A 23,345-nucleotide genomic window follows, 5' to 3' on the forward strand; every position below is an offset into this window, starting at 1 on the left:
TTATTATTATGCAAGTAGTCTCAGTTTATGTTATAATATTTATAGATTAGTAATTATAGAAAGAAGTTGATAAATTAGATGTCAATATTAAATTTAAACGATGCAAATGAAATAAAGCGCTACGATGAATTCGTAAAAAACTCTAAATATAGCTTTTTAACTCAAGACAGATCGTGGGCGAAAATTAAAAATAATTGGTCTGAAGACTATGTTTATTTAGAAAATAATGGTGAGATAATTGCTGCTATGAGCATTTTGTCTATTAAGGCAATAGATGGAAAGTGGCTTCTTTATGCCAATCGCGGACCTGTTTGTGATATTTATGATAAAAAAACTGTTTTAGCCTTAGTAGATGAAGTGAAAAAGATAGAAAAGTTTAAGGACGCATTTTTATTAAGATTTGATCCAGCCATTGCCTATGATGATAAACTTACCCGTTTATATAAGGATACAGAATTAAAAATAAGAACGAGAGGCGCTGATGAACACAGCTTTATTCAGCCAAGGCGAAATGCAATCATCGATATAAATAAAAGTGAGGACGATGTTTTAGCAGGCTTCCACTCAAAAACGCGCTACAACATTCGCCTAAGCTACAGAAAAGGTGTTACGACTAGACTTTCGCAAATGGATGAGGACTTAAATACCTTCTTCGAAGAAACTAAGGTTATGGCTGAGCGTAACGGCATCACTTATAGACCGAAAGATTATTTTAAGAGACTTATAGATAATTACGACGCTAAAATATTTTTATCAGACTTTGAGGGTACTCCTCTATCGAGTGCGATACTCATTATGTATAAGGAATACGCTTGGTATATGTATGGCGCTTCAAACAATCTTCACAGAAATTTTATGCCAAACTATCAAATGCAATGGGAAATGATTAAGTATGCGAAGGAGCATGGCGCTAAGAAATATGATTTTGGAGGAATTTTTAAGCTTGACGATGAAGATGGCCTATATAGATTCAAAAGAGGCTTCTTAAACGAAGAAGACTTTACCGAGTTTATAGGTGAGTTTGACTTAGTTTTAGATGAAGAAGCATATAAAAAATATTTAAGTAAATAGTTTTCGCATTAAAAAGCTCTTCTCATATCAAAATGAGAAGAGCTTTATTTTTATCTAAATAAATATTAGCAACTGTGTTCAGAATTTATTAAATAATAAAGTGTCTTAACTGGAACGCCAGTTGAGCCTTTTTTGTATTGAGCAAAGTCCTTTGAAGTATCTGAAGTTCCTGCTATATCCATGTGTATCCATGGAGTTCCTTCCTTAACAAAGTTTTCAAGGAACATACCAGCTGTGATCATACCAGCGCCGCCAGGTACTGAGTTTAGTAAATCAGTCATAGTTCCCTTAACCATGTCCTTGTACTCGTCGTCATTAGGCATTAACCATAGCTTTTCATCAGCTCTTTTTGCTGCGTCACTCATTTCGTTCATGAACTCATCGTTATTTGTAACAACACCAGTTCTATATGAGCCAAGTGCAACTACACAAGCGCCTGTAAGTGTAGCTAGGTCAACTACTCTATCAGCCTTAAGCACATCACATGCGTAATAAATAGCATCTGCAAGAGTAAGTCTGCCCTCAGCGTCAGTATTAGCTACTTCTATAGTCTTACCAGACATGGATCCGATTAAGTCGCCAGTCTTGTAAGCTTTACCTGAAATTAAGTTTTCACATGAAGCAACAACTGCTACAACGTTCTTCTTAACCTTGTTTTTGGCGATAGCGTGCATTGCGCCTATAACTGCACCTGCTCCGCCCATGTCCATGTGCATTGTAGCCATGCCTTGTGGGTTTTTGATGCAATATCCGCCTGAGTCATATGTTAAGCCCTTACCAACAAGTGCAGTAAGTTTATCGCCTGCTTCACCATTCATATATTTCATAACAATTAGCTTTGGCTCTTTGTCTGAACCAACTGCAACTGCTAAGAATGCCTTCATACCAAGTTCTTCAATCTCTTTTTTGCCATAAATTTCAACAGTAACTCCAAGCGGCTCAAGGTCTTCCTTAGCTCTATTAGCTAAAACTTCTGGATACATATCAATTGCTGGTGTATTGACTAAATCCTTTGTTAGTGAATATCCTTCGGCAATGTTAAGAGCCTCTTCAACAGCTTCCTTAGCCTTATCTTTCTTGTTCTCAATAACTTCTATATTTATAGTTCCAAGCTTTGTTGGCTTGTTATCATCAGATAAATATTTATCAAAATCATAATCAAAGCATGCAAGGCCATCAACTATAGCCTTCATAGTAGTCTTGTAGCAAAGACCATCAAGCTTCTTATTGAAAATGATGTTTGCATCTTTAATTTTATACTTTCTAAGTGCCTTAGCTAATTCAAAGAAAGCTACTATAATTTTCTTTGTAGTGATCTCATTCTTTTTACCAAGACCAAGATAAATTATTTCATCTTCGCCAAGCTTTGCAAATACTTCGCTAGCCTTACCTGTAAAGTATTCTTTTTCTACTAGAGCATCAAGTCCTACTGATTTTTCGAAAAAATCTCTTTCATCTTCAAATACTGGTAAGACCTTGATACCATTTTTTTCATTTAGTGTAATTTTCATTAAATCATCTCCTCTTTCTTAAATTGACTTTCTACATAATCCAAAACAAAATCATACATTTCGTCTGAATATATCTTTATAGGTGCCATCCTCTTAAGAACGGCTTCCTTTGTTATCTTGTGATCTTGCCAAGAGTGCGAGTTAAATGCAAAATGCATCAAAAGTGGTTGGAATCTATCAAGAGCGTTCGCGTACTTCGCTTCATTTGTCTCAGCCGCCTCAAACTCTTCCCAATATTTTCTTAGCTCAGCGCCTAATGAATCAAGCTTTGAATATAATTTATCAGCCGCTTCGCTCTCTCTTTGCTTCTTGCTCTCATTGCCCTTAGTGTCGTAGCAATATGTGTCGCCAGCGTATATCTCAATCAAATCATGATACAAAAGTAATACCGCCGTTTTATTTGCATCAACCTCAAACTTGCCCATGTTCTTAAAAACCGGCGCAAGAACTGCCGCATGAAAACTGTGTTCAGCATCATTCTCTCTTCGTGAGCCATCAGCAATCTTATTTACTCTGAAAATATTTTTCATCTCATCAAGCGTCAAAGCAAAGTCTACTTTTTTATATAGCTCCTTATGTTTTTCTTCAAGTAAGATCTTTTCCTTAATATCTTCTAGGGCTCTTTTTCTATGAGAAAACTTATTTTTCTCTTCAGTACCTATCTCAGCATAAGTCTTGTCATGACCCTTTGGTAAGAAGAGTGGGTCGTAGCCAAAACCGCCTGTGCCTCTGTATTCATAAAGTATCTCACCATCTACATTGCCATGTCCATAGAAAACTTTATTGTTTTCATCTATAAAACAGATAACACTCTTGAAGTGAGCTGTTCTGTCTCTTCCTTCAAGATTTTTTAGTAAAAGCTCGTTGTTCTTATGGTCATCACCGTGCTCGCCAGCGTAACGAGCCGAATAAATGCCTGGCTCGCCATAAAGTCCATCGCAGAAAAGGCCTGAGTCGTCGCTAATTACAGCGCAATCTACCATATCACGAAGAGCCTTCGCCTTGATGTAGGCATTCTCCTCTAATGTAGTGCCTGTCTCATCGACATCAAAATCATCTATGCCAGCCTCTTTTTTAGAAAGAACTTCGTAACCTAACTCGTGAAATATTAATTTAATTTCTTTTAATTTATTTTGATTGTTTGTTGAAACAATAACTTTTTTCATAAATAACCTCTAATAATAATTGTTCAAATAATCTACGATGCCGTTAAATAAACCATCAACCATCTTATCAAGGTAGGCTTGGCTCTTTAAAAGTGCTAGCCCCTTCTTACTCGATAAGAATTCCATCTCAAGCAGAGCCGCCGGCATGTTCGTATTTCTTGTAACAACGTAGGCGCCTTCTTTAAGACCGCGTCCCTTGTTGCCAACAAGTTCACCAACAGCATTTAAAATGCAATTTGCAAATTCAGTTTGCTTTCTAGTCTTGTTCTTATGCTTTGCTTCACTCGAGTAAAGAACCTCAAAGCCAGATGCAGCTGGTGAATCAGCAACATTCGCATGAATGCTTATAAATACATCTGCGTTAACACTATTAGCCATCTTAGCTCTTTCAAAAATATCAACATATTCATCGATAGTATCATTAGTTTTCATGACATTGTAGCCTGCAGCCTTAAGTTTTGCCTCCAAAGCTCTAGCAACTATCGGGATAAAGTCAACTTCACTAGAACCATCAATCTTTGATACTCCTCCTGGGTCCTTTCCTCCGTGACCCGGGTCAATCATGATTAGATAATCAGATGGCTTGCTATTAACTATCCTACTTAGTCTTAGACTATAGTCAGCGTCCCTGTCATCACTTTTTTCTACAAGTGCATTTCTCACTAGATTTATGGTGAATGTATATCCATTGGCCGCTTTTTCAATCACAAGCGAGCTTATAAATGGATCCTTAAATTTCTCAGTGCCAGTCTCGATATCTTTATTAGTCTCAACGCTCATGGTAATAGTTTTTCTTAAATCATCATAAGTATGCTCAGAGACCCTTCCCTCAGTATTTTTTATAGCAAAATTTCTGCCATCGTATGAATAAAAGCTCTTCATCGATTTTTTGATATAAAATACAAGTCCATCGTTCGTTTCATCAATTTGATAATCTATGGCGCTATCTTCAAGATCCATAACTATCCTAACATTCTTATCAGACTTAGATGTGTCATTGTCAGCGAATTGACTCGCTCTAATGCCTTTGATGCCATTCATTACAATACTGTATTCCCTATAAAGCTCTGGATCATCAAAGATTGCTTTTTCAAAATCAAGTACAAGCCTATCTGGATTATCAAGCTTAGTCACTTTGTACTTGCCCTTTAAGCCTTGGAATAAGACCGCGTCTTTGTCATTATATCTAGTTAAAACTACATTCGTTAGATGAGCATAGCCATCTGGATTAGGTTTTATGCTTGGATTGTCATTTGCATTAGGATTTGGTTTTATCGCATCATTGTCAGGCTTGATTTGATCAGGCTCTTCCTCGCCGCTCGGTAATATGATAACATCATTTGTATCCTCTTCAATGATCGTATTTGTATTGATTATGGCAGTTTGAGATTTATTGTTCCATGATACATCATAGCCAAAAAGCTCAGATATAAGTCTTAGTGGAACATAAGTTCTTGCACTTCCACCACTAACTCTAACAAGTCTTGGTGTATAAGCCTTTTCAATAGGTTTAGTAACACCATTAATTATTGCCTCAGCCTTATCAATGGTTAAGACTATGCTTTTATCTGCCAAGGATATAGTTGCCGCTTGAGTTTTGCTGTTCCAATCAACACTAGCTCCAAAAGTTTCAGATAAGAATCTGATTGGAACAAGAGTCCTTCTTTGATAGATAAAACTTGGCATCTCCTTACTTACCTTGTTTTCACCGTCTACCTTAACATTTATTAATGTTGCCTTATAATTTTTATTTGATATCTTTATATTAACGTTTTTTGCATAAGCACTTTTTGTAGTAAAAACGCAAAAAATAAAAATCAGTCCTAAAATATATTTTTTCATAGCTATGCCTCCTATTAATATGTTAACATCAATGAGAGTAAATTGCAAGCATTTACGTATACTGTTACATAAATTTAATAAATTAAATTGCTTATATTAAATAATTTTAAATTATTGTCCTATTGCGATTATTTTTCTTTCAAAATTATCAATCACAAGGCATAAAAAAGACACACCTTTCGATGTGCCTTTCATGCTATACTATTAATTTAGTTTTTTATTTAATAATTCGTTTATTATTTGTGGGTTGCCCTTGCCCTTCATCTCTTTCATTACTTGACCAACTAAGAAACCAAAGGCTCTCGACTTGCCATTCTTAAAGTCTTCGATTGATTGTGGGTTTGCTTCAAGAACTTTATCAACTACTGCTTCTATGGCTCCTTCGTCTGTTACTTGAACTAGTCCAAGTCTCTTAACGATTGCTTCAGGGTCTTCTGGCGCCTTGAACATCTCTTGTAAAACTTTCTTTCCAGCGTTATTATTAATTTTATTTGTTTTAACAAGTGTAAGTAGTTTTTCAAGATCATTTATTGCAAATGGCATTTGATCTATGCTCTTGTTATCTTCTTTAAGTCTTCTTAGTACGTCGCCTAATAGCCAGTTAAGCGCTAGAGCGTTGTCGCCAACTTTCTTTGCAAGCTCTTCGTAATAATTTGCAAGGCTCACATCAAGGCTAAGTGTTTTAGCGTCGTCTTTGCTTATGCCATAGTCTTTCATTAGTCTAGTGATTTTTTCATCAGGTAGTTCTGGCATATCTTTTCTAACTGCGTCTATCATTTCGTCAGGTATATCCATTGGCGGAATATCGCCATCTGGTGCGTATCTATAGTCATTTGCCTTAATTTTTTCTCTCATCAAGATGGATTCGCCCTTAAGTTCATCCCATCTCCTTGTTTCTTTCTTAGTGTTTTCGCCTTTTTCAAGAAGTGCGATATGTCTCGACACTTCAAATTCTATGGCTTTTTCAACGCCTCTGAATGAACCGATATTTTTAATTTCTGAGATGTTTGTCTTAACTCCAGTTTCTGTGTCGGCCACATTGACATTAACATCGCATCTTAAGGAACCCTCTTCCATCTTACCATCAGAAACGCCTAGATAAATGACTGTTGCCTTAAGTTTTTCCAAAAATTCTCTCGCTTCTTTAGCTGAGTTCATGTCTGGATAAGTAACTATCTCTATAAGAGGGACACCGCTTCTATTGTAATCAAGAAGTGTTTCGCCTTTATCAGTGTGAAGTGACTTACCTGTATCTTCTTCGACGTGTATTCTAATTAATCTAATCTTTTTGTCATTGCCATCTTCATCCTCGATATTTATATGACCTTCGTAGCATAAAGGAAGCTCATCTTGTGTTATTTGGTAGCCTTTAACAAGGTCTGCGTAGAAATAGCTCTTTCTATCGAATCTAGTATGCTGATGAATTTTGCAGTTCATAGCAAGTCCTGCCTTGATTGCGAAATTGATTGCCTCTTTATTAACTTGTGGCAAAGCTCCTGGAAGTCCTAGACATATAGGACAAACATTGGTGTTTGCTTCTTCACCAAATTCATTCTTACAATGACAGAACATCTTTGTCTTTGTCTTTAGCTCGACGTGTATCTCAAGCCCGATTATAGTTTTATAAGCCATCTACTTCACCAACCCTTCATAAGCATAAGCAATCTTGATAAGTTTGTTGTCTTCTAAGTTATCGCATATAAATTCCATGCCTGAATTTAATATATATTCTTTAGTGCTTGGAACGGATATGCCGCAGTTGCCTGCTATATTAACAGGAACTGTGTATTTGTCTGCGTTATACATCTTGATTGGATCGTTGATATTTGTTCCAATTTCAAATGGCATTACAGGTGATGTAGGTACCAAGATGGTATCAACCATTTTAAATGCTTGTTTAAAATCATTTATAAGAAGTGTTCTTGCCTTTAATGCGTTTTGGAAGTAGTCTCTGTCCTTATCTTGGCTAAGTATATATGTTCCAAATAATATTCTTCTCTTAACTTCAGGACCAAAACCTTCGGCTCTAGTCTTAATATACATCTCTTCAAGGCTTTCTGCATCAAAGTCTCTAAGACCATATTTAACGCCATCAAATCTTGAAAGATTTGAACTTGCTTCTGCATTCATGATTATATAATATGTTGCAACCGCATATTTAAGATCTTTTAAGTCAATTTCAACGATCTCTACACCATTATTCTTTAATAAATTGATGCTATCTATATATGCTTTTTCAACTTGATCATCTTTTTCATCTGCTAATACTTCTTTTGGCACGCCAACTTTAAGTGTTTTTAAATATTTTATAGCGTCATCATAAGTGTAATCAATCTCATTGATAGGATTGGAAAGACTTGTTAGGTCTCTATGATCCTTATGAGCGATGGCACTTGTGATAAGAGAGGCATCTTTTACATCGTTTGCAAGTGTTGATACTTGATCAAGTGTGTTTGATAGAGATACTACTCCGTTTCTTGAAACTGTTCCATAGCTTGGCTTAAAGCCAACGCACGAACAATAACTAGCTGGTTGTCTAACTGATCCACCTGTATCTGTACCTAAACTTAGAGGCACTTGTCTTGATGAAACGGCTGCGGCTGAACCACCTGATGAACCGCCAGGAACTCTCTTTAAATCAAGTGGGTTATGAACTGGACCGAAATATGATGTTTCGTTTGATCCACCCATAGCAAATTGATCCATGTTTAGCTTGCCAACTATAATACCGTTCTCTTCATTGATATGTTCAACGCAATTTGCATTAAAAACTGCTTCATAATTCTCAAGCATCTTTGAACAACAAGTATTTTTCATGCCTTTAACAGAAATATTGTCCTTAATACCTATAGGAAGGCCAAATAATTTGCCGCTTGGATCTTTATCATCTAAAGATTTTGCTTTTTCAAGTGCTCCTTCATAATCATGTGATACGAATGAGTTGATGTCTTTATCAATCTCTTTGCTTCTATTTATAAAACTTTCTGCAATTTCAGATACTTTTAGCTCTTTATTTGCAATTTTTTCTTTTAATTGCCATGCTTTTAAATTCGTTATATCCATAAATATCTCCTATACTACGCTTCTACTACTCTTTTTAGCTTGAAGAAGCCAAATTTTTCTTCAGGCGCATTCTTTAGCGCATCCTCTTTTGATAATGAGTATTCGCTGTCAACTTCATCCTCGCTTAATAAGCACTCTTTGTACTCATTAACTTGATAAGTCTTGTCTATGTCCTTATCGTCAAGCTCATTAACAATGGATATCATCTTGATTATATCGTTAAATTTTTTGGTGAATGCATCCATGTCTGACTCGTCTATAGCAAGTCTTGCTGTGTAACATAGATTTTCAATATCTTTTCTCTCCATCATATCAACTCCTTCAAATCATTTTCATGTAGTATCTTTATATTTAAAGTTTTTGCTTTTTCAAATTTTGAACCAGGATTTTCGCCAACAACTACATAGTCTGTCTTTGATGAGACAGAGCCTTGCACTTTGGCACCTTTATTTTCAAGAATGTTTTTTAATTCATCTCTAGTGTAATTTTCAAGTGTTCCTGTCAAAACAAATTTAAGTCCTTCGAGTGATTTATCTCCGCTATCTTCTACGTCTAAAACTTTTATTCCGTGATCAAATAGACTTTGTATAGATTTTTTACTAGTTTCGTCTGTTAAGAATGAAACTATCTCATTAGCAGTTATATCGCCCACGTCTTCGATAGCCACTAAATCATCAAAGCTTGCATTTAAGAAATTATCTATAGTTTTATAATGCTCTGCTAAATCACGGCTCGTCTTAACACCAACATTGGCGATGGATAGAGCATAAATAAAATTTTTAAGCTCTACTGTCTTTGAATTTTGTATAGAACTAATAATATTATTTGCTTTTTTCTCTTTAAAACCTTCTAGCTTTAGTAAATCTTCTACTTTAAGGTCATATAGCATTGAAACTTGATCAATATTTAGCTTTTCTAGGAATAATTCTGCAGTTTTTTCACTGAAGCCATCTATGTTCATAGCCTCTTTCGAAGCAAAGTGAACTATGGTTTTAACTAGTTGCGGTTTGCATCCCAAGGTATTCGGGCAGAAATAATGAACGCCCTCTTTATAAAGTTTGCTGTGACAATATGGGCAATATTTTGGCTGCTCTATCTCATAAACTTCTTCGTCTGTCTTTAGTGGACCCATAATCTCAGGAATAACGTCATTTGATCTTCTAATCAAAACTCTTTCGTTTAGATGAAGTTTTTTCCTCTTGATGTCATCCAAATTATTAAGTGTCGCTCTCTTTATGGTAACGCCGCCTATATCAACCGGCTCAAGTAGCGCAGTTGGCGTAACTTTCGCGCTTCTACCGACATTCCACTCAACACCAATGATTCTAGTAGATGTTTCAAGTGCCTCAAATTTATATGCAATCGCAAATCTTGGGAATTTATTAGTGTAGCCCATAAGTTTTTGCGTTTTAACATCGTTTATCTTGATTACCATGCCGTCAGTAAGAAAATCTTGTTTAAGTCTTTCTTCTTTTTGCACTTCAATCTCTTTTAATAAATCTTCCATATTCGAGAATTTTTTGTGATATTTTGAAACTGGCAGTGCATTATCTTTTATAAAAGCGACTATCTCTTCCTGCGTTTTAAATTCTTTGCCTTCTATGTAAGCAATATTGTAAAGATAAGTGATTAAGTGCCTTTTTTCAGTCTCTTTTACATCAAGGTTACGAAGCGCACCAGCCGCCGCATTTCTTGCATTTTTTAACTGAACTTCGTTGTTTTCGTTATATTCTTTAAGTTTTGATAGTGGCATAAGGCCCTCGCCTTGAACTTCAAACTTACCTTTGTATTTAACCCTTAGTGGTATTGACTTAATTGTAAGTACTTGCTCGTAAATCTCTTCGCCGACTTCGCCAGTACCTCTCGTTGCTCCCATCTTCAAAATGCCTTCATCATAAGTTAGATTAATAGTAAGACCGTCGAATTTATATTCAAGTATATACTCAGGTTTTGGAAGTTTATCGCTATGCGTTTCATTGTATCCTTCTATAAAACGAAGATTCTTCTCGTGCCAATCTCTAAGCGCGTCAAAACTTTGTGCTTTATCAAGGCTCCAAAGCCTTCCAAGATGAGTATGCTTAACAAATTTATCAAGAACAGCGCCTCCTACTCTTTGTGTCGGAGAGTATGGTAAATGAGTTCCTGTCTCGTTTTCAAGCTTCACTAGCTCATCATATAACTTATCATATTCTTTATCAGAAACTATCGGGTCATCGAGTACATAGTAGTGGTAGTTGTATTCCTCAAGCTTCTTGATTAATTCTTCCATCCTATCCATATCAATCTATCCTTTTTATTGGTGCAAAATCAATATTCAAAATTTTAATACCCTTATTTGGAAAACTTATAGTTAAGTTCTTGCCATTGACAGAAACAACCATGCCGTCGCCAAAAGCCTTGTGCTTAATCTTGTCTCCTGCCTTGATGTCTTTTTTATCGCTCGGTGCACTATCTGTGCCTACATATGATTTAAAGCGTGAAACAGTTTTATCAAAGCCTCTTTCCTTATAAACGCTCTTATTCAGGCTAGCATTTTCAAGTATAGGTCTTTCGTCAAATTTATCTGATCTGTAGCTCACTACTTTGATTGCGTCCTCTGCCTCATCTATGAACCTCGATGGTTTTGAGATGATACTTTGACCATAAACTCTTCTTTCTTTTGCTAAACTTAAGAATAGTTTTTTCATTGCCCTAGTTAAAGCAACGTAACAAAGTCTTCTCTCTTCTTCTAGACTACCTTCTTCTATGGCTCTTTCGCTTGGGAAAAGGCCATCTTCCATGCCAACTATGAAGACTATATTATATTCAAGACCCTTGGCGCTGTGCATAGTAATCATGGTTACTGCATCGCCGCCTTTGTCCTCAGTCTTGTCAAGGTCAGTTAAAAGTGATATCTCTCCTAAAAAGTCCTTAAGAGTGATATTATCATAGTTATCTTCATAATCAAGTAATAGGTTTCTAAACTCATCTAAGTTTTCTATCCTAGTTCTTGCTTCAACAGTATTTTCTCTCTCTAGTGCGTTTAAATAATCAGTCCTATCAAGAACTAAATCATATAAATCCGACAGAGTAACATTGTCCTTAAGCTTTTTGATTGACTCAATCACTTCAAAAAATTCTTTTATCTTTTTATTCGTGCTAATCGATAGTGCGTCATAAAGGCTGATATTTTTACTAATCATATCACCCGTGATGCTCTCAATGCTTTTATCACCAATACCTCTCTTTGGCGTATTGATAATTCTTTTAAGAGAGATAAAATCATTTGTATTATCTAAAAATTTAAAATAGGCAAGTATGTCCTTAATTTCTTTTCTGTCATAGAACTTTACTCCGCCAACAATATTATATTTTATTCCAAATTTTAAGAACATATCTTCAAAGGATCTTGACTGAGCGTTTGTTCTATAAAGAATTGCAAAATCGCTCTCTTTGTATCCCTCATCCAATAACTCTTTTATTTTTTGTGCTACAAAGTAACTCTCTTCAACATTGCTTTGTGTTATGTAGCAGTAAACATCGTCCCCGTCTTGATTGTCAGTCCAAAGATTCTTCTCTTTTCTCTCGTCATTATTCTTGATAATCTTGTTCGCTGCCTTTAAAATATTCTTAGTAGATCTATAATTTTGTTCAAGTAGTATGGTCTTGACATTCTTATAATCTTTTTCAAAATTTAAGATGTTTCTTATGTCAGCGCCTCTCCAGCCATATATACTTTGGTCAGCATCGCCAACCACGCAGATGTTTTTGTACATATCTGAAAATAACTTTGCCATCTTATATTGCATAAAATTTGTATCTTGATACTCATCGACAAAAACGTATTTAAATCTTTCTTGATAGATTTGTCTTACGTCTTCATTTTCTTCTAAAAGTCTTACACAATTTACTATCATATCGTCAAAGTCCATCGCATCGTATTCAAGCATCTTCTTTTGATAACGTCTATAAACTTCTGCATCAGTTTTCTTTCTGTAGCTATCAGAAATGCTTTCATATTCGTCAGCATCCATATTTTGCATCTTTAAATTAGATATAAGCGCTATAAAATATGATGGGACATAAGTCTTAGGATCTAATTCAAGCTCCTTTAGTATGTCCTTAATAAGTGTTATTTGATTGTCTCTATCATAAATAGTGAAGCTGTTTGTGTATCCAACAAGGTTTGCGTGGCGTCTAAGTAGTCTTAGCGCTATCGAGTGAAAAGTACCTATCCACATTGGGCTTACATCCTTATTTAAAAATGATGCCACCCTATCTTTCATCTCTTTTGCCGCTTTGTTCGTAAATGTTATCGCAAGTATTTCATTTTCGCTCGCAAAACCATTCTCAATAAGATAAGCTATCTTATATGTAACGACCCTTGTTTTTCCCGATCCAGCTCCAGCCATGATTAATAAAGGACCACTGTTATATAAAATAGCTTCCCTTTGGTTCGCGTTTAGTCTATCTAAAATATTATTCATTACCTTTATTAACTAATTCCTTTATTTTATCAAATGTAACTTGGCTTATAACGTGCTCAACCCTACAAGCATCATCATTTGCAGTCTCATGGTCAACACCAATATTTTCAAAGAAAGTTCTAAGTGTACAGTGCCTATCATAAACAAGTTTTGCTAGCTTTTCGCCTTCCTTTGTAAATGTTAGCTCGCCATCGTCTTGAACTTCGATATAACCATCTTCTTTTAATATACCAACTGCTCTACTAACGCTTGGCTTAGAAAAATCAAGGGCCTTCGCAACGTCTGTACTTCTAACCTTAATGCCTTTGTTTTGTAGCATTAGTATCATCTCTAAATAATTTTCTCTTGATTCGCCGATTTTCATTTGCTTACCTCCTAGATTTTATACTTTCTATCAATACTTCTTTTAATGTCTTTTTCTCTTTGGCTCTCTCTTTTGTCATAAAGTTTTTTACCTTTAGCAAGTGCTATCTCAAGCTTGGCTCTGCCATTCTTAAAATATAGTCTTAAGGGAACTACCGTAGCTCCAGCTAGTTTCACCTCTTGAAAGATTCTTCTAATTTCATTTTTATTTAACAATAGCTTTCTCGTTCTTAATGGGTCTTCGTTAAAGATGTTTCCTTCTTTATAAGGACTTACATGCATGCCAAAGACAAAGATCTCGCCATCTTTCACTATGACATAGCTTTCTTTTAAATTCACTCTGCCTTGTCTTATGGATTTAACCTCTGTTCCCTTAAGAACTAAGCCTGCCTCATATATCTTTTCAATAAAATAATCATGTCTTGCTTTTTTATTATTAGCTACAACTTTTAAATCTTCGTCTTTCATTCAACCACTCCAAGAATTTTAAAATCAATAGTTCTTGTCTCTTTTGATGCGTCAACGACTGCTACTCTGACTTTCATGCCTATCTTGTATTCATTTAAAGAGTCCTTGCCGATAACTTTGTATTCTGTTTCATCAAAATAATAAAAATCATCGTCCATATTTGAAAAGTGACAAAGTCCTTCTATAGTGTTTTCAAGCATTACATAGACGCCAAATGATGTTAGTGAAGATATTTCTCCGACATATACATTGCCAATTTTATCTTGCATGTACTCAGCGCACTTCATTTGAACTATATCGCGCTCTGCCTTTTCTTGAACTAATTCAGTCTCAGATATATGTTTCGTCATTTGATCAAGATTTTTCTCGTAATAAACAATTTTACTTTCCTTAAGTCTACCATTGATAAAATCTTTGATAATTCTATGAATAATAAGGTCTGAGTATCTTCTGATAGGCGATGTAAAATGCGAGTAATATTTTGATGCAAGACCAAAGTGTCCAAGCTCTTCATAAGTGTATCTCGCCTTTTGCATAGTTCTTAGAACGATATTTGATATAAGTGCCGACTCTTTTTTGCCCTTAAGCTGATTTAATACATTTGCTATATCAGCTGGACTAACATTATCTGGATTAATGTATAAATCGAAGCGCTTCAAAAACTCAGCTAAGTAGAACATCTTCTCTCTCTTTGGCTTTTCATGCACTCTGTATACGAATGGCAAATCTTTCATAAAATATTCTTTAGCCACAGTTTCATTCGCAGCTATCATAAACTCTTCGATAATCTTGTTAGCTACACGTCTTTCTTCTGGCTTTATATCAATAACTTTGCCTTTTTCATCTAAAATAACTTTTGTCTCAACTATATCAAAATCAATATTGCCTCTTTTATTTCTTTTTTCGTTAAGAAGATTCATTAGCTCTTGCATATTCTTAAGAGTCTCTTCTAAACCTTCAAGTCCAAGCTCCTCAGCCTTCTTCTTGCCTTCTAGAAAATCTGATACTTGTGGGTAGTTAAGCCTATGATCAGAATTAATTATTGCTTCAGAAATCTTATGGCTAAGGACTTCACCGTTTTTATCAAAGTCTATTCTAACTGAAAGAGTTAATCTATCTTCATTTGGATTAAGTGAGCAAATCCCGTTCGATAGCTCTTTTGGAAGCATTGGTAAGACCCTATCAAGCAAGTAGTAGGAATTGCCTCTTAAGTAAGCTTCCTTGTCTAAGTAAGTGCGCTCTTTGACATAGTTTGCTACGTCTGCGATGTGCACGTACAAAGTATATTTATCATCATTTTTCACTAAGCTGATGGCATCATCTAAATCTTTTGAGTCAACGCCGTCTATAGTAATAGTTAATAAGTCTCTATAATCGACTCTACGAGCTATCTCATCTGAATTTATCTCATAATTTATTTCTTCTAATTCATCTTTTACTCTATTTGGAAAATATTCTCTAAGGTCATAAGACTTAATTATCGAAGTTATGTCAATGCCTGGATCATCTTCTTTGCCGATGATTTCAACGACTCTTCCTTCTGGATTTTTATTTTTGTCTGGATACTTAATAATCTCGGCAACTACTTTATCGCCATTCTTGGCGTTTTTCGATGCACTTTTATTGATAAAGACATCATAAATTATCTTTACATCGTCACATCTAATAAAACCAAAGCTATCATTATCTTGATAAGTGCCGACAACTCTCTTAGTTGCTCTATTAAGTATCTTAATGATTTTGCCTTCGAAATTGCCATCTGGCTTTTTATCCGTAATTGTCGCGCATACCTCATCAGAGTCCATGGCATACATTGAATTTTCAAATCTAATAAATACATCAAATTCATCGCCAATAACAAAACCAAATCCACGCTTATTAGCCTCATACTTTCCTGTAATAACACGGGAACTATTGTAAGTGTAATATTTATTGTTGCTGCAAATAATCTTTTTATCTTTTTCTAATGATTTAAGTAATTTTTCAAATATTTTTTTATCTTTCTTCGTAATCTTAAAAGTTCTTAATAAATCCTTCTTGCTTTGGGGAACGTAGTCCTCTCTGCTAAAATAATTCATTACAAGTTCCCTGATTTTCATTTTATCACCTATAATTTCTTTCCATATTGGATACGTTTAAAGAGCTCTGCATCGTAAGAGTAAACAGTTTCCTTCTTCATAGTATCAACTGCTTGAGCTATCTCTAGCATCTTTGTTATAAGATCCTTAAACGAATATCCTTTTGGCTCCCATAGATAAAAGGCAACTGAACCAGGTATTGTGTTTATTTCATTGATATAAACTTTTCCAGTATCCTTAGATACAAGTAAATCAACTCTTGCATTACCTGATGCATCAATGGAAGTAAATGCCTTAGTAGCTAGTCTTTCTAGCTCTTCTCTTAGCGGTTCATCCTTTTTAAGTAAATTTCTGTTTACCTTTGTGCCAGGAGTCTTTTTATTTGATACATATTTATCATCAAATGTTAATAGTTCTTTGAAGTCTAATGGTTCTTCAAGCTCTGATGTTTCAACATTTTCTTCATAACCCATTACAGCACAGTTAATTTCTCTTGCATTTTCAACTGATTCTTCAACTATGACTTTTTTGTCATAACTAAAGGCTATCATCAAAGCTTCTTCTAGATTGTCCTTATTTTTTACCTTTGATATGCCTATTGAAGATCCAAGATTAGATGGCTTTATAAATAATGGATAATTTAAATTCTTTTCAATATCTGCCATAACTTCTTCTTTTGAGCTTCTCCACTTGCTTCTGTAGTAGTATTTGTAATTAACTACAGGAAGACCATTGGCTCTATAAACATCCTTCATTATAACCTTATCCATGCCAACTGATGAGCTTAAAACATTTGTTCCTGTATATGGAAGTCCAACTGTTTCAATAAGTCCTTGACATGATCCGTCCTCACCATTGGTTCCATGAAGAGCAAAGAAAACCATATCTAATGTTTCATAAACTTTTTTATCAAACATGGACTTTGATTCTGGATTTATATAAAGATTAAAATCGCCATAATCACAGCCAAGCATAACGTTCTTAGCTGAAGAAAAGTCTCCATCTTTAAATGTTTTAAAATTTTTGAAGGATTCAGAGCTTAGCCACTTACCTTCTTTTGTAATATATATTGGAATTGGAAGAAATTTTTCTTTATCCATGTTCTCAATAACTTGCATTCCTGTAATTACTGAGACTTCATGTTCAACACTTCTCCCGCCAAATATAACGCCTACTTTTAGCATTCTATCAACTCCTAATAATTATCAGGCAAATCGTTTTCGAATAAAATCACGTCGCCTGCTTGACATATTTTTTGTAAAATTAATTGTGCATCACTTAAACTTGCTGCCTCATGTATAAATCTTTCATCGAGGCCACCATCTATAAGACCATCTTTAATTGCTTTTTTATTCACTTCGGCAACTATGATGAAGTGATCTACAACAGCTGCTGCATTCTTGCCGAATTTTTTATTCTCTTCGTATTGTAAATCTCCTAATTCAACCATACCTGGTGAGATAACAATCTTTTTGCCCTCTTTAAACTCAGAGACTACATCAAGTGCCGCTTGTGCGCCGCTTGGATTACTGTTAAATGCATCGTCAATGATTATGAGATTATTTGGATTTTCTACTAAAGAAAGTCTATGCTCAACTTGATTAACATCAAGAACTGCCTTAACTATCTCTTCCATGGACATGCCTAGCTCGTGAGCCGCTGCTACTGATAAAAGTACGTTGTAAATATTATGCTTGCCAAGTAATTTTGTCTTTAGCTTGTACTCATTATTTTTGTAAATAAGAGTAAATTCAGTACCAAATTCGCCTACGCTTATATCTTTAGCAAAATAATCGCAAGCGTCGTCTTCAAGTGAGATGTAAACCTTTCTAGTCTTGACCTCAGCCGCTTTTTCTTTAATATATGGGTTATCATAGTTAAATATCGCTAGACCGCCTTCTTTAAGCGAATCGATAAGCTCAAACTTTGTCTTAACAATATTTTCCATAGAGCCAAAAGTTTCTATGTGACACGGGCCTATGTTTGTGATGATGGCGATGTCTGGCATAACAAGATCAGCCACTTCTTTAATTTCTCCCACATATCTTGCTCCAAGCTCAGATATAAAAACTTCAGTTCCGCTCTCAAGCTCATTGTTAATTACTTTTGAAATACCCATAGGTGTATTGAAAGAACTTGGTGTTGCATATGTCTTTAAACTATTCTTTACAATGTCATTTAAAACAAGTTTTGTAGATGTTTTACCATAGCTACCAGTTATTCCAACAACTTTTAATTTATTTTCTTTTTCTTTTTTAATTTTATTTTGTGCCTCGACGTAAAAACCGTGATTAATTTTATTTTCAATTGGAAGTGCTAGTAAATTTGCACATTTAACGCTTCTTGCTCTTATGATATATAAAAGAAAGGCAAGTACTAGTAAATATGCTAACGCAATTTTTTCTCCAAATATTAGATAAGCAATGATTGATGTATACATGATAATTACATTAAATAAAGCAAATATCTTCATCATCCTCTTCATCCTATCAGTAAAGACTAAAGGCTTTTTATCGCCAGGTTTTAATTTTTTTAAAGCGTTCTTAAGCCAGCCAAAATTTTTAAGCCAAGCTTCGTATTCGCTTGAAATATACATATTTAATTGCATTATTTGGAAAAATGCTAAAGAGTGTATATATATTAAAACTGTTAATAAAATTGGCAAGAATATAAATATAGCTATCATAGTTCCTCCTTACTAAGATAAGATCTAATTACTCGTGAAAATATTTGATAATCATCTGCATAAGAGAAGTGTCCGCCCTCAAGTTCAACCAGAGCAGAATTTTTTATCTTCTCATTCATAATTTTACCCATATATAATGGAGTTGTATCATCATCTTTGCCCCACAATATAAGGGTATCGTTCTTGATAGAATCCAGCCTATCAAGAAGAGACTCGTTAACGACCTTTACAAAAGTTTTTCTCATAATACCACTTGTGTTTTTGTAATCGTCAGAGCCAAATTTCTTTGAAAGCTTTTTCATAAGCTCTTCTTCACTCTTGTAAAAAAAGATTAGCCTATAAAGCTTTTTAAAGATTTTATATGTATAAACTTTTAAATAATATGAAAGACTTCTCTTAGGAAGTATCCCTGAAGCATCGATAAGAACCATCTTATCAAGTCTTTCATAGCCTTCAGAAGCGATTTGTATCAAAGTTTTGCCGCCAAAGCTGTGACCGATGGCGTCAAATTTTTTAATACCAAGCTTCTCAACAAAGGCCTTAACAATGTTTGCATAGTCCTCACCACCAAAAACTCTCTCTGGTTCAGATGACTTGCCATGACCTGGTAAATCTATGGCAATAACTTTTCTTGTGTCCTTCAAAGCGTTCACTATGCCCATGACTGCTTCGATTGAAGCGCCCCAGCCATGAAGTATAAGTACAGGCTTTTCTGATTCACCTTCTATTATGTAATTTATTTTAATATTGTCAATTGTTATTTCCATAAAATCACCCATATTATAAATGAAGCTCCCCTTATTTAATAGCATCGCTCATTAAAATCAAGGGGAGTCCAATTACAATTTTATCTTATTTTATAATAAGTCCACCGTAGCTAACAAATACTTGTGCAAATACTAATGCTACTATTGTCATTAATTTAATTAGTATATTTAGAGATGGTCCTGATGTATCTTTGAATGGGTCACCAACAGTGTCTCCTGTTACTGCTGCCTTGTGAGCATCTGATCCTTTTCCACCATGAACTCCTGATTCAATATACTTTTTAGCATTGTCCCAAGCTCCGCCTGCGTTTGACATGAAGATTGCCATTAGAACGCCTGTTACTAATGAACCAGCAAGTAGACCGCCTAGAGCTTCTGTTCCTAGAAGTACACCAACAAGTACTGGGCATACAACTGCAAGAAGACCAGGGATAACCATTTCTCTAAGAGCTGCCTTAGTAGAAATGTCTACGCACTTGCCATAATCAGGTTTTGCAGTTCCTTCCATGATACCAGGAATTGATTTAAATTGTCTTCTAACTTCTTCGATCATTTGGTTAGCAGCTTTACCAACTGCATCCATAGTTAATGATGAGAATAAGAATGGTAGCATACCACCGATGAATACACCTGCTATTGTTAATGGATTTGTTAAGTCAATCTTTTCAAGTCCAACTGCTTGTGTATATGAAGCGAACAATGCTAGAGCTGTAAGTGCAGCTGAAGCGATGGCAAAACCTTTACCAACTGCTGCTGTTGTGTTACCAACTGAGTCTAGCTTATCTGTGATATCTCTTACGCTTTCTGGAAGACCGCACATTTCAGCGATACCACCAGCGTTATCAGCAACTGGGCCGTAAGCGTCAACTGCGATAGTTGTAGCAGCTGTTGCTAATAGACCTATAGCTGCTAGTGAAATTCCATAAAGACCATTTACTGGGCTTGCTGCGCCGCCTGCTAGGAAGAATGCAACTAGTATACCTATTGAAATAACTATCATAGGGATAGCTGTTGACATCATACCTACTGATAAACCAGCGATAATGTTTGTTGAAGCACCTGTTTCTGATTCTTCAGCAACTTTTTGAACTGGCTTATATTCAGCAGCTGTATAATATTCTGTTACTTTTGCTATAATTAATCCAACAACAACACCTGCTACTATAGCATAGAATGGTTGGATTGAGCCTAAAATCTTTGTAGATAAGAAGTAAGAAGCGATTATAGTGATTAATGAACTTCCCCAAGTTGCCATATCAAGAGCTTTTTGAGGATTCTTGTCGCCTTTTACAAATAATGTACCGATGATTGATGCAACGATACCAACTGAGCATAGTGCTAATGCGAATGAAATACCATTGTCGCTAAATGCTAGTGCACCTAAAGTAATAGCTGAAATAATTGCTCCAACATATGATTCAAATAAGTCAGCGCCCATACCAGCAACGTCACCAACGTTATCACCAACATTATCAGCGATAACAGCTGGGTTTCTTGGGTCGTCTTCTGGAATACCAGCTTCAACCTTACCAACTAAGTCAGCACCAACGTCTGCAGCCTTTGTATAGATACCGCCACCAACTCTTGCGAATAATGCGATTGATGAAGCACCTAAACCAAAACCTGTAACGATGTTTGCATCTTTGAATATCATCCAAACAATGCTAGTACCTAGTAAACCTAAACCTACAACGCACATACCCATAACAGTACCGCCTGAGAAAGCAACGTTTAGAGCCTTGCCCATACCGCTTTCCTTAGCTGCGTTTGCAGTTCTTACGTTAGCTTTAGTAGCTACTGTCATGCCGATGTATCCAGCACAGATTGAGAATACAGCACCTATTAAATAACATACAGCTGTACCGATGTTGATTAATAGAGCTAGAATTACAAATAATACAACTATAAATATTGCTAAATATTTGTATTCTCTTGTTAAAAATGCAAGAGCGCCTTCTTGAATGTAACCAGCAATCTCTTTCATTCTTTCGTTACCAGCTTCTTGCTTAGTAACAAATAGAGCTTTAACTAAAGCAAATAATAGTGCTATAGCTCCGACTATAGGAGCTATGATTAAAATTTTGTCCATTTCTTCCTCCTATTTTATTATTATAAAGCTGCTAATATCAAAGTTGTTACCATAAACACAACTGATGAAACTGTTGTTATTCTTTTTAAAACAACATTTCTTGTAGGATTTTTAGAGCCCCAAATACTTTCAGAACCGCCTAATGCTTGTAAGCCTTGATCATCCCCTTCAGTAGCTGCTACTGATATAGTTAATACTAAAGCTGAAATTGCAACTAGTGCATACAATACGTAATTCATACACACACCTCCATTCTCTCTTATAACATATCTATTTTACCACAAGAGCATTTATTTTGCAATGCTTTTTTCTTATTTAATATCTTTTATAAAAATTCATTTTTAATATCTTTATGATGAGTTCATATCGTTTCGCTCATTAAATGAATTTTATAAAATTTTTTATTCTTAAATTTTTTCTATCTTAATAGTGAGGCAAAATAAAATGGGATGAGCGCATATAACTCATCCCATGTAAAATATTTTATTAAATTATTTTTTTAGTATGCTCTTGCCTGCATAAATGGCTGTATCGTCAAGCATATACTCTATTCTAAGAAGTTGATTGTATTTAGCAACTCTTTCTGATCTAGCTGGTGCACCTGTTTTGATTTGTCCTGTGTTTAGTGCAACTGAAAGGTCTGCGATTGTTGTATCTTCTGTTTCGCCTGATCTGTGTGAAATAACTGCTGTGTAATGATTTCTGTGAGCCATTTCGATTGCTTCGATAGTTTCAGTTAATGTTCCGATTTGGTTAAGCTTGATTAAAACTGAGTTAGCTGTGTGAGTTTCTATACCTTTTTTGATTCTCTTTGTGTTTGTAACATAAAGGTCGTCTCCAACTAATTGAATCTTATCTCCTAATCTTTCAGTTAATTTCTTCCAGCCGTCCCAGTCATTTTCATCTAAGCCGTCTTCGATTGAGTAAAGTGGATATTTATTAACTAATTTTTCGTAGTAATTAATCATTTCTTCGTCTGTTAGCTCTGCGTTATCGCTCTTTAGATAATATTTTTTAGTATCTGCGTTATATAATTCGCTCGCAGCAACGTCAAGAGCTAGATAGATGTCCTTGCCTGCTTCATAACCAGCTTTTTCAATAGCTTCGATTATAGTTTCGATTGCTTCTTCATTGCTTGATAAGTCTGGTGCATAACCGCCTTCATCACCAACGCCTGTAGCTAATTTTCTTTCTTTAAGGACATTCTTTAAGCTGTGATAAACTTCTGATCCCATTCTAAGCGCATCTCTAAATGTTTCTGCGCCTATTGGCATAATCATAAACTCTTGTATGTCTACGTTATTGTCAGCGTGTTGACCGCCGTTTAAAATGTTCATCATAGGTACTGGTAAAACTTTTGCATTAGTTCCGCCGATGTATCTATAAAGCGGCATGTTTAATTCATTTGCAGCGCACTTAGCAACTGCTAGTGATACGCCAAGCATAGCGTTTGCACCAAGTTTGCCTTTATTTTCTGTTCCGTCAAGATTTATCATCAATTTATCTATTGATACTTGATCTGTTACTTCCATATCAAAAATTTCAGGTGCGATAACGTTGTTTACGTTGTCAACTGCCTTCAACACGCCTTTTTTAGCGTATCTCTTTGGGTCTCCATCTCTAAGTTCTACGGCTTCGTGTTCGCCAGTAGATGCTCCTGATGGGACTATAGCTGATCCGATTGCTCCTGATTCAGCTAAAACTGTTACTTCTACAGTTGGGTTAGATCTTGAATCTAAGACTTCCATAGCAAATACATCAATAATTCTACTCAT

18 protein-coding genes are annotated in these 23,345 nt (G+C 35.2%); 1 reads left to right on the forward strand and 17 read right to left on the reverse strand.

The window, feature by feature from the left end:
- Positions 1-78: 78 nt before the first annotated feature.
- The gene (locus AC2UOP_RS02660; RefSeq protein ID WP_484832531.1) at positions 79-1,071 is read left to right on the forward strand and encodes a lipid II:glycine glycyltransferase FemX; all 993 of its coding nucleotides are present in this window, start codon (positions 79-81) and stop codon (positions 1,069-1,071) included.
- A 65-nt stretch (positions 1,072-1,136) separates the two neighbouring features.
- On the opposite strand, the gene AC2UOP_RS02665 is transcribed toward AC2UOP_RS02660, so the two are convergent.
- The 17 genes from AC2UOP_RS02665 to eno form a co-directional block, all read right to left on the reverse strand.
- Positions 1,137-2,582 carry a leucyl aminopeptidase gene (locus AC2UOP_RS02665; RefSeq protein ID WP_484832532.1) on the reverse strand — a complete coding sequence of 482 codons (1,446 nt, stop codon included), beginning with the start codon at positions 2,580-2,582 and terminating at the stop codon, positions 1,137-1,139.
- Positions 2,582-3,748, reverse strand: a complete 1,167-nt coding sequence (rdgB, locus tag AC2UOP_RS02670) for an RdgB/HAM1 family non-canonical purine NTP pyrophosphatase (RefSeq protein WP_484832533.1) — start codon at positions 3,746-3,748, stop codon at positions 2,582-2,584. Before rdgB ends, AC2UOP_RS02665 begins: the two co-directional genes overlap by 1 nt.
- Before the next feature lie 9 nt (positions 3,749-3,757).
- Positions 3,758-5,590: an N-acetylmuramoyl-L-alanine amidase gene (locus AC2UOP_RS02675; protein ID WP_484832534.1), complete on the reverse strand. Its 1,833-nt coding sequence runs from the start codon at positions 5,588-5,590 to the stop codon at positions 3,758-3,760.
- A gap of 204 nt (positions 5,591-5,794) precedes the next feature.
- Positions 5,795-7,222, reverse strand: coding sequence for an Asp-tRNA(Asn)/Glu-tRNA(Gln) amidotransferase subunit GatB (gene gatB, locus AC2UOP_RS02680; RefSeq protein ID WP_070599042.1), 1,428 nt, complete (start codon positions 7,220-7,222; stop codon positions 5,795-5,797).
- A complete protein-coding gene (gene gatA, locus AC2UOP_RS02685; protein WP_484832535.1) occupies positions 7,223-8,653 on the reverse strand; it encodes an Asp-tRNA(Asn)/Glu-tRNA(Gln) amidotransferase subunit GatA in 1,431 nt (476 codons plus the stop codon).
- Positions 8,654-8,667: 14 nt separating this feature from the next.
- Positions 8,668-8,964, reverse strand: coding sequence for an Asp-tRNA(Asn)/Glu-tRNA(Gln) amidotransferase subunit GatC (gene gatC / locus AC2UOP_RS02690; RefSeq protein ID WP_026880612.1), 297 nt, complete (start codon positions 8,962-8,964; stop codon positions 8,668-8,670).
- Complete coding sequence (gene ligA, locus AC2UOP_RS02695) at positions 8,961-10,931, reverse strand: NAD-dependent DNA ligase LigA (RefSeq protein WP_484832536.1); 1,971 nt, start codon at positions 10,929-10,931, stop codon at positions 8,961-8,963. The genes gatC and ligA overlap by 4 nt, the downstream gene beginning before the upstream one ends.
- A 1-nt stretch (position 10,932) precedes the next feature.
- Positions 10,933-13,119: an ATP-dependent helicase gene (locus AC2UOP_RS02700; RefSeq protein WP_484832537.1), complete on the reverse strand. Its 2,187-nt coding sequence runs from the start codon at positions 13,117-13,119 to the stop codon at positions 10,933-10,935.
- The gene (locus AC2UOP_RS02705; protein WP_249242236.1) at positions 13,112-13,483 is read right to left on the reverse strand and encodes a metal-dependent transcriptional regulator; all 372 of its coding nucleotides are present in this window, start codon (positions 13,481-13,483) and stop codon (positions 13,112-13,114) included. The genes AC2UOP_RS02700 and AC2UOP_RS02705 overlap by 8 nt, the downstream gene beginning before the upstream one ends.
- Positions 13,484-13,494: 11 nt before the next feature.
- Positions 13,495-13,950 (reverse strand): SsrA-binding protein SmpB, encoded by a 456-nt coding sequence (gene smpB, locus AC2UOP_RS02710; RefSeq protein WP_484832538.1) that lies wholly within the window; start codon positions 13,948-13,950, stop codon positions 13,495-13,497.
- Entirely contained in the window at positions 13,947-16,049 is a 2,103-nt protein-coding gene (rnr, locus tag AC2UOP_RS02715) for a ribonuclease R (RefSeq protein WP_484832539.1), read from the reverse strand. Before rnr ends, smpB begins: the two co-directional genes overlap by 4 nt.
- An 8-nt stretch (positions 16,050-16,057) precedes the next feature.
- On the reverse strand, positions 16,058-17,212 hold the full coding sequence (locus AC2UOP_RS02720) for a D-alanine--D-alanine ligase family protein (RefSeq protein ID WP_019213780.1): 1,155 nt from the start codon (positions 17,210-17,212) through the stop codon (positions 16,058-16,060).
- 11 nt (positions 17,213-17,223) lie between these two features.
- On the reverse strand, positions 17,224-18,714 hold the full coding sequence (locus AC2UOP_RS02725) for a UDP-N-acetylmuramoyl-tripeptide--D-alanyl-D-alanine ligase (RefSeq protein ID WP_484832540.1): 1,491 nt from the start codon (positions 18,712-18,714) through the stop codon (positions 17,224-17,226).
- The gene (locus AC2UOP_RS02730) at positions 18,711-19,481 is read right to left on the reverse strand and encodes an alpha/beta fold hydrolase (protein WP_484832541.1); all 771 of its coding nucleotides are present in this window, start codon (positions 19,479-19,481) and stop codon (positions 18,711-18,713) included. The genes AC2UOP_RS02725 and AC2UOP_RS02730 overlap by 4 nt, the downstream gene beginning before the upstream one ends.
- An 85-nt stretch (positions 19,482-19,566) precedes the next feature.
- Positions 19,567-21,570 (reverse strand): sodium-translocating pyrophosphatase, encoded by a 2,004-nt coding sequence (locus tag AC2UOP_RS02735; protein WP_019213783.1) that lies wholly within the window; start codon positions 21,568-21,570, stop codon positions 19,567-19,569.
- Positions 21,571-21,590: 20 nt separating this feature from the next.
- Positions 21,591-21,809 carry a preprotein translocase subunit SecG gene (gene secG, locus AC2UOP_RS02740; protein WP_019213784.1) on the reverse strand — a complete coding sequence of 73 codons (219 nt, stop codon included), beginning with the start codon at positions 21,807-21,809 and terminating at the stop codon, positions 21,591-21,593.
- Positions 21,810-22,061: 252 nt separating this feature from the next.
- Positions 22,062-23,345, reverse strand: a complete 1,284-nt coding sequence (gene eno, locus AC2UOP_RS02745) for a phosphopyruvate hydratase (protein WP_085840013.1) — start codon at positions 23,343-23,345, stop codon at positions 22,062-22,064.

The organism is Fenollaria sp., from assembly GCF_057222035.1.